Source organism: Saccharothrix sp. S26 (genome assembly GCF_021390395.1).
Taxonomy (GTDB): Bacteria; Actinomycetota; Actinomycetes; order Mycobacteriales; family Pseudonocardiaceae; genus Actinosynnema.
Genome location: NZ_JAJUWT010000017.1, coordinates 230,285 through 238,464, shown reverse-complemented (window position 1 = coordinate 238,464; position 8,180 = coordinate 230,285). Strand labels below are relative to the sequence as shown.

Annotated in this window: 9 protein-coding genes; 3 read left to right on the top strand and 6 right to left on the bottom strand. The window is 70.0% G+C overall.

All coding sequences use genetic code 11. From position 1 onward, the window contains the following. Nucleotides 1-70: 70 nt before the first annotated feature. Nucleotides 71-865 (bottom strand): Calx-beta domain-containing protein, encoded by a 795-nt coding sequence (locus LZG04_RS27035; protein ID WP_233821810.1) that lies wholly within the window; start codon nt 863-865, stop codon nt 71-73. A gap of 146 nt (nt 866-1,011) precedes the next feature. On the opposite strand from LZG04_RS27035, the gene LZG04_RS27030 reads away from it, so the two are divergent. Next, nucleotides 1,012-1,185 (top strand): hypothetical protein, encoded by a 174-nt coding sequence (locus LZG04_RS27030; RefSeq protein WP_233821809.1) that lies wholly within the window; start codon nt 1,012-1,014, stop codon nt 1,183-1,185. A 372-nt stretch (nt 1,186-1,557) separates the two neighbouring features. Then, nucleotides 1,558-2,328, top strand: coding sequence for an alpha/beta fold hydrolase (locus LZG04_RS27025; RefSeq protein WP_308199334.1), 771 nt, complete (start codon nt 1,558-1,560; stop codon nt 2,326-2,328). Between the two features lie 344 nt (nt 2,329-2,672). On the opposite strand, the gene LZG04_RS27020 is transcribed toward LZG04_RS27025, so the two are convergent. From LZG04_RS27020 to LZG04_RS27010, 3 genes are all read right to left on the bottom strand, one after another. Beyond that, entirely contained in the window at nt 2,673-3,533 is an 861-nt protein-coding gene (locus tag LZG04_RS27020) for a DUF4082 domain-containing protein (protein ID WP_233821807.1), read from the bottom strand. A 255-nt stretch (nt 3,534-3,788) separates the two neighbouring features. Continuing rightward, nucleotides 3,789-4,301, bottom strand: coding sequence for a DinB family protein (locus tag LZG04_RS27015; RefSeq protein WP_233821805.1), 513 nt, complete (start codon nt 4,299-4,301; stop codon nt 3,789-3,791). Nucleotides 4,302-4,310: 9 nt separating this feature from the next. Then, the gene (locus tag LZG04_RS27010; RefSeq protein WP_233821803.1) at nt 4,311-4,499 is read right to left on the bottom strand and encodes a hypothetical protein; all 189 of its coding nucleotides are present in this window, start codon (nt 4,497-4,499) and stop codon (nt 4,311-4,313) included. A gap of 86 nt (nt 4,500-4,585) precedes the next feature. Here LZG04_RS27010 and LZG04_RS27005 point away from each other — a divergent pair, with 86 nt between their 5' ends. Beyond that, on the top strand, nt 4,586-5,125 hold the full coding sequence (locus LZG04_RS27005) for a pyridoxamine 5'-phosphate oxidase family protein (protein ID WP_233821801.1): 540 nt from the start codon (nt 4,586-4,588) through the stop codon (nt 5,123-5,125). Nucleotides 5,126-5,650: 525 nt separating this feature from the next. Here LZG04_RS27005 and LZG04_RS27000 read toward each other — a convergent pair. Both LZG04_RS27000 and LZG04_RS26995 read right to left on the bottom strand, forming a co-directional pair. Continuing rightward, complete coding sequence (locus LZG04_RS27000; protein ID WP_233821800.1) at nt 5,651-6,877, bottom strand: amidohydrolase family protein; 1,227 nt, start codon at nt 6,875-6,877, stop codon at nt 5,651-5,653. Then, nucleotides 6,874-8,070: a histidine decarboxylase gene (locus LZG04_RS26995; protein ID WP_267937952.1), complete on the bottom strand. Its 1,197-nt coding sequence runs from the start codon at nt 8,068-8,070 to the stop codon at nt 6,874-6,876. Before LZG04_RS26995 ends, LZG04_RS27000 begins: the two co-directional genes overlap by 4 nt. Nucleotides 8,071-8,180 lie beyond the last annotated feature (110 nt).

Sequence of the window (8,180 nt, the reverse complement as noted above, 5' to 3'; positions counted from 1 at the left end):
GGAGACCGGTCGGCACACCGCGGCGTGGCAGCTGACCTACCTGCTGACGAGCTTCTTCGACGCGCGCGACTCAGCCCTGGCCCGCGAAGGTGACCTTCGTGCTGGTGTTGTCGAAGACCCCGTACGACGTCGAGGTCAGCTCGACGAAGAAGTACTCACCCGGCTTGGGCATGGCGTTGGGCGCCAGCTGCACGACGGCGGGTGCGGTCAGCGCGCCCGCCGGGATGGTGAGGTGGCCGTTGGCGACGCCGACGAAGTCCTCACCCGCGCGGGCCGTGCCGTTGACGGTGCGGTAGGTGACGGTGACCGGCACGTTCGCCACGTGCGAGAGCACGACGGGGATCTCGCGGATCGGGTCGTCGGGGACCCAGGAGATCGTCCCGCCCGTCGACACGACCGGCGGGTGCTGCGGGTCGTCGTCGTCCTGGATCGTGGCCACCGCCTCGGCCTTGGTGATGACGACCCCGGAGCTGCCCGAGACGAGCTTGACGGAGAACGTCTCCTTCCACTCGATCGCCGCGTCACGCACGATCGGCACGTGGACCTCCTGGGCGACGGCCGTGCCCGCGCGCCAGGTCAGCTTGCCCGAGGTCGGTGTGTAGTCACCCGGTGCCTTGGCGGTCCCGTCCACGGTGCGGTAGTCCACCGTCACGTCGGTCTGCGCGCAGCCGGTGGCGGTGACGGTGAAGTTCGCCGTCGTGGACCACTCGTCCCCCGTGCCCTCGTTCCCCGCCTTGTCGCCGATGGCGACGTAGAGCTTGTCGCAGGCTTCGCCCGCGTGCGCCGCCGCGTGCGGCAGCAGGACCGCCGGGAGCAGCAGGAAAGCGGTCACCGCGACGGTGAACCGCCGGAAGCAGAATTTCATCGATCTCCCCCTGGACACAGTTGCCGCCGACCCCGTTCGAGTCGGCCCGGACCAAGGGATACCGAATTCCTGTTGTCACACGGTTGTCATGCGCCCGGTCCCCGGTCCCCGGTCCCCGGGGCAACGGCAGGGGCATGACCTGAGGCGTGGCGTTACGACTGCCGTCGTGGGCGGGTGCCATGACGACGGGGCGGGCGGTGGACGCGGTGCACGAGGTGCACGTCGAGTCCGGCGGCGACGCCGGGGGAGGTGAAGGTGCGCCCGTCGCCGAGGTAGAGGGCGGGCCGGGTCGACATCGGCGCCGGGGTGACGGCGGGTGAGTTCGGCGGCAGCGGTCCAGTCCGGCTGCGCCGCCCAGGTCACCCGACGCCGAAGCCGACGACGTGGCGTGGCGTAGACCAACGCGCGCCACAGGCATAGGAGAAGGTGCCGGGGTTGTGCGCGGCTGTGCCGTGAGCGGTGCATCGTTGACCGGATGCGCGACGTCCTGGGTGTCGGGTCGCCGAACGCTTGAGCTCACCTGCGCGAAACGCGGGAGAACGAGCTCACGCGCTGCCAGGTCGAGGGCCACGACGACGGGGGCAGAACCCGGCTGGGTTCCGAGTGGTGGACGCGACCGGGGGAAGTGGCTCCAGCGAGGTTCCGTACCGGCGGAACCCGGGACGACGTCGCCTTAATTAGAATCGGATTCCGTGACCTCAGAAGGAATCAAGTCGGCCGCGCCCGCGCCTTGGGTGCGGTGCTTCGAGCCTCGACCGTCGGCGCGCTGCCGGGTGCTGTGCTTCCCCCACGCGGGTGGAGGCGCGAGTTACTACCGCCCCTGGGCAGCCGCGTTCCCGGCCGACGTCGAATTGTGGGTAGTGCAGTACCCCGGCCGGGAGGACCGGATGACCGAGGCCCGTATCGACGAGATGGGCGTGCTGGTCGACGAGGTGTCCGGGGTGCTGCTGGCCGAACTGGACGACCTGCCGCTCGTGCTGTTCGGGCACAGCATGGGAGCGGCTGTCGCGCACGAGGTCGCCAGGGTGCTGGCCGAGGCCCGGCCGGGGTTGGTGCGGAAGCTGGTCGTGTCGGGCCGCATGGCGCCGAAGCACGAGATGACCAAAGTGGCATCCGTGCACCTCGCGGATGACGACGGCCTGGTCGCGCACGTCGTCGCGCTCGGCGGCACCAGCGCCGCGGTGTTCGCGGAGCCCGAGCTGCGCGACCTGCTGCTGCCGGTGATCCGCAACGACTACCGGCTGATCGAGACGTACCGGCCCACCGACGTGGCCCCGCTCGACGTCCCCGTCACGGCGATCATCGGATCGCGCGACGCCCGGGCGACCGTCGAGCTCGCCCGGCCCTGGTCGGAGATCGCCGGCGCCGGGTTCGCGTTGAAGGTGCTCGAAGGCGGCCACTTCTACCTCACCGAGAACCGGGACGCCGTGCTGGCCGAAATCGTCGCGGGGCTGCCGCGGTGAACGGGCAGGGCGGTCGGCTCCGGCGTGTCCCGCAACGTTCGACCACTCAGAGTAGAAAGGCGACATATACCACCAACAGCAGCCACCATCCATAGCTCGTTCGGACCAAACCCAGGGCAGTCGGAGCGGCAGCACGTCACACGTTCCGACAGCACCTCTCCCCGAGGGCAACGAACCCGCTCCGAACCGCCTCGTCGATCAAGGAAACCGCATTTCGTCACGATCCGAACGCCGGCCGACCCGTGAGGGCTCCTCGCGGCTGACGACTACCGTCCGGCCCCTTCGGTCAGTCCAATCAGGACTGTCGTCCGAGACTCGTGCCCTCCCCGCCCACTACTGACAGGTCAGTCGGTGAAGACGGGGACGATCCCGTAACTGCTGTGGTGCCACGACTCGGTCGGGAAGCCGCCGTCGTAGCTGTAGACACCCGCCGAGACCGGGAGCCGGAACGGGTTGGACACCACCTCGCCGCTGAACTGCCACTCGGTCGACCGGTAGGGCAGGCCCTCGGTGGAGTACGACACGACGTAGCGCTCACCGGGGACGACTCGCGTGTTCTGCGGCAACGGGACGCCATAGCCGTTCACCGGGACGTCGGTCACGTCGGCGAGCACCCCACCGGTCGAGTTCCACAGCCGCACGCGGACCGGCGTCAGCGGCCTACCGGGCCGGGTGACCTCCACGTGGGTGATCGTTCCCGGTCGGTCCACCTGGAAGACCAGACCCAGTTCGACCGGCGAAGGGTCGGCGTCCACGGTGGGGTACACGTCGGCGACGAAAGGTCGGCACTCGATCGCGCACCGGGCGGGGCTCGCGGTCGACGGTCCGCCGACGTGCACGACGGTCGTCCGCGGGAGCCCGGTGCGCCCGTCATCGTGCCCACGCGTGGTGATCCCGAGATCGCCTTCGGCGGTGGGCGTGTAGAAGTACTGCCAGTTGGACGCAGGCCCCGGCTTGTCCACGTAGTCCCAGGTCTCGCCACCGTCGAACGAGATCTCCGCCCAATCCCAGTGGCTGGCCTCGCTGTACTCCGACGTGCCGCTGATCTGCAGCGGAACACCCACCTCCACGTGCGAACCCGCGGTGGGGGTGAAGAGTTGGACGCTCGGGCCGTAGGACGGCTCGGCCGCGGCGGCGCCCGGCAGCCCGACCGCCCCTCCCACGACGATCAACGCCGCCACCAGAACACGTGCGGGTCGAGACATCTGAATCCCCTCGCCGGCTGACGCGAACACCGATGTGATCGATCGCTGCCGCTCCCCCGCTACGCCACCGCCGCGAATTGCTGCACCCGCCCCCGCCACGTCCGCCAACAGCCCACCGCCCCTGCGCCACTCGGCTGGCGGGCGATCGGCCAACCCGTACCTCGGTGCTCCGGTCGACCACCGCCTCCACCCCTGCCGTCATCAGACGCGCCACGACCGCCTCGAACAACGAAGGGTCACCGCCGGCCGACCCGGTCAGCCGGCGGCCGGCTCCACTTGGAGGCGGATGTCGCGCAGGTGGTGGACCACTTCGTGGACGGTGTGCACCGCCATCCACGCCAGCGTCCGCGGGGTCGGCCCGGGGTAGGGGTAGACGAGGTGTCGCTCCCAGTCCCCGGCGCCCAGCCGTGCGAGCACGTTGCCGAACATCCCCGCCGCGTCGCCCAACTGGCGCAGCACGTCGTCAGGATCCTGCTCGGCGTAGCCTTCGTGGTCGACCCGCTCGTCGCGTCCCATCGGCTCGAACACGGGCCGCTCGGTGCGGCGCGCGGCGAGCACCCGCTCCCGCTGCACCAGCAACACGTCCCGCAGGTGGCAGGCGTACTCCAGTGGCGACCACACCTCGGGTCGCCGCCGGGTCCGCAGGTCGTCCACGGCCCCGCGTCGCAGGACCGCTGCGACCTCGACAACCCCGTCCCGGATCGCCCGACCGGCCGCCGGCGCTTCGGCCGGGTCATAGGTGAAACCGCACTCCGCACAGTGATCCACCAGCCCACGCTAATGAGCGGCGGGTGTCGCGACAACCACTTTGCCGCCCGATGTGGCACCGACCGGCCGGCTGCCGGGGCTGCGCGCGACCCGGGGCAGCGCGATCGCGAGCTGTTCTCCGAGATCCTCACCGAGGGCGAGGAGACCGACTGCATCCGCCTTCGCCTCCAGCGAGGCGTTCTCCGGCTGGAGCCGCACGTTCACCCTCCTGCCGACTCGCCCGCGCCCGCTCGGCGGCTGCGCACTGAACCGACGCTGTCGGTGGGAGCTGATTAACTAGCCGAATGTTCGAAACCCCCGACGAGCTCCGCAGCCTCCAGGTCCTGCTCGACACGTCTCTGGCCGACTCCAGCAGCCACCTCAAATCGATCATCCGGCCAGGTGAGAGCACGTTGAGCGCCGAGCAGGTCGTCCGAGTCTGCCAAGGCATGTGCACCCTGGCCATCGCCACCGTCACCCGGCGCGGCGAGCCGCGCATCAGCGGCGTCGACGGGCATCTCCTGCACGGCCGCTGGATCTTCGGCACGCACCGCCAGGCCGCCAAAGCCCGTCATCTCGCGGCGCGGCCCGGCATCAGCGCGACTTTCATGCGAGGCGAGCAGCTCGGCATCTTCACGCACGGACATGCCGTTCCACTGAACCCCGAGGGGACGAGCAGCGATCCCACTTGGCCGGCGATCCGCGACTACCTCGTCAACCACTACGACGGCGACGGCGACGACCCGTTCTGGGACGAGAACGTCTGGTATCGCATCGACCCGAGCTGGATGGTCGCCTACAGCACCGACCCCGCCGGGCTGCTCGACCAACAACCGCCAGTCTGAACAGAGCCCGCGCCGGTCCACCTCAAACCGTCACTCCGGGGCCGGTCGAGGTTGACGTCTTCAACGTCCTCGACCCCGGCACCATCACCGAGTCGTCCTGCCGCCCGGTCAGGTAGGCGACGGCCTGCCCAGGCCGCCGAGCTGCCCTACAAGGTCTGCGGCACGGCCGAGGTGACCGTCGCCCCGTGGGAGTTCGACCGGGTGCGCCACCACCAAGCGGATTTCGCCCGCCGTTCCCGCTCGTGGACACCCAGGCGTACACGATGGCGAGCCCGACCATGGTCGTCACCGCGTTCCGCGGCACCGAGCCGATGGAGGCTCGGGACTGGTTGTCCGACACCGAAACGCCGCCGTGGTCGGGTCCGGCGCACACGGGTCTGGTCCACTACGGGTTCGCCGAGGCGCTGCGGGGAGCGTTTCCTGCACTTCGAGGATTCGCGGCTGGCCCCGCACCTGCGACCAGCCGGCATCTCCGGCCACTCGCGCAGCAGATGGTGGAGGCGGGCGGTCATCGAGGCTGTCCGTTCAGGCCCGGTGAGCGGTGGCGACGAGACCTGCCTGCATGACGAAGTCGACTTGGCCGGTGACCTCGATGTCCTCGAAGGGGTCGCCGGGCACGGCGACCAGGTCCGCGGTGGCACCGGGGACGACCCGGCCCAGGTCGGCACGGTCCAGCAGGTCCGCGGCGGTGCTCGTGGCCGCACGCAGGGCGCGCACCGGCTCGACGCCCCGCCGCGTCAGGGCGGGGAACTCCTTCCAGCTCTCCTCGTAGGGGAACATGCCGACGTCCGTGCCGTAGGCGAGGGTGACGCCGGAGCCGGCCAGCAGACCGGAGGTTTCGCGCAACCGGTCCGCGTGCTCCCGGAACTGGTCGCGGACCGCAGAGGGCTTGCCGTCCCAGAACTCCTCGTCGTCGAGGCGGTCGAGGAAGTAGTCGATGCAGTGCAACGTCGGGACGAGCGTTACCCGGTGCCGCGCCAGCAGAGCGAGGGTCTCCCGGTCGACCAGGCTGGCGTGTTCGACCGAGCGAACGCCCGCGCGCACGGCTCGCCGGACGCTTTCGTCGTTGAAGGCGTGCACGGCGCAGGGCAGGTGGAGGTCGGTCGCGGTGGCGACGAGCGCGTCCATCTCGGCTTGCGAGTAGGTGACGTTGTTGGGGTCGTCCGTGGAGGAGCTGAAGCCGCCGCTGCCGGCGAACTTGATCCAGTCGGCGCCTGCCTTGGCCTGCTCGCGGACCTTGCGCACCACCTCGGCCGGTCCGTCGCCCAGCACACCGACCTCCAAGCCGTGCCGGTCGGTCAGCTCGGGGTTCTTGTCGCCGTGCGAACCGCGGCTGGACACGATGTTGGGTGCGACCACCATCCGCGGTCCGGCGATCACACCGTCGGCGACCGCGTCTCTCAGGGCGGTGGTCAGCGGTTGCTCCGAGCCGCCGAGGTCGCGCACGGTGGTGAAGCCGTTCAGCAGCAACGTGCGCAGTGGTGGGAGGGCCCGCAGCGTCTGCTCGGCGACCGATGCGGTGTTCAGGCTCTCGTCGACCACGTGCACGTGGCAGTCGATGAACCCCGGCAGGAGGGTGTGTCCGGGCAGCTCGACGACCTTGGCGTCGGCTGCCGCGGTGAGCTGTGCGCCCACGCTCGCGATGCGCCCGTCGCGGACGAGCACGCGGGCGCCCGCCACGGGGCTGTCGGCGACGCCGTCCCACAAGCGGTCGGGGATGAGGAGGGTTTCGCCCCGGTGCGGTCCGGTCACGGCTCGCTCGTCCCCTCACCGGGCGTCGTCGGAGTCCGGTCCGAGTGCTCGCCGTTGACCAGTTCCTCGCACAGCCGGTCGATGTGCTTCGTGGTCACGTGGGGCATCACGACCAGCTGCGCGTGCGTCTCGTCGGCCATCATGTGCCACCGACGACACAAAGCCGCAGGTGGGGCGTCGAACAGCACGACGGTCGCCCCGGGAGACCGCTGCGGGTTGCGCCCGAGCTCGGCAAGCCGGCGGCAGGCGTAGTCGGTCGTCTCGTGGCAGCGCCGAATCCGCTCGGCCAGTCCCGCCCGTCCCAGCCTGCGCAACTCGTACCACAGCATCAGCGGCGACAATGCGTCCCTCGAACCGGTGATGGTGTCGTCGTCGGAGCCGACCGCGGCGCCCTCGACCCGGATCTGCTCGACGTCGGCGGCTCGGGCGAGCACCACACCGCAGGGGATCGGGGATCCGACCACCTTGTGGCCGCTGATGGCCACGCTGTCGGCACCGTCCGACAGGCCCCACGGCACCGGATCGGGGCCGAACTCGGCCAGCAATCCGCCGAAGGCGGCATCGGAGTGGATCCGGAAGCGCTCCACACCGGCGTCGAGCAGCGTCCGGCGCACCGCGGGCAGGTCGTCGGCCGCACCACGCCCCGTGGTGCCGATGGTCACCGTCACCGCTGCCGCGCGACCGGGGTTCTTGGCCAGCTTCCCGGCCAGGGCCGTGGTGTCCATCGTCCCCTCGGACGTGGTGGGCACGGCGACGTAAGGCATCCGCAGGAGCCTGCTGATCTTGGGCAGCGAGTAGTGGGCCTCGGCGGAGGCGTACAGGACCGCGTCCGGGTACCGTTCCCGCGCCACCCAGGCGGCGAAGACGTTGCTCTCGGTGCCCCCGCTGGTCACGTACCCGAAGAAATCACCCCGATCACCACCGGCCACGTCCGTGAAGAAATCGATCACAGCCACTTCGAACGGTTTCGTGTCGATCCGGTAATCGCTTTCAGCGTGCGGGTTCCCCACGTTGTTGCCGTGCAGCCGGAGGAAGCTCGACAGAGGACGGTAGTCGAACTCCAGGTTGACCGGGAACCCCAGCATCCGGTCGCGCTCAGCGGTCATCCGCGCGGCCAGTCGCTCCAGGACTGCAAGATCTCCGCCGCTGCCACCATCCGTTATGCGAAGGTCGGATGAATCTTCGAAAGTCATTCGATTCACTTTCTTCCAGAGTCGGCATCACCGCCGGTGGTGTACCCGACTGACGCCGCCGAGACGCTCCGCCATACGGATGACGGCGACGGGCGGTCGTTTCGCCATAT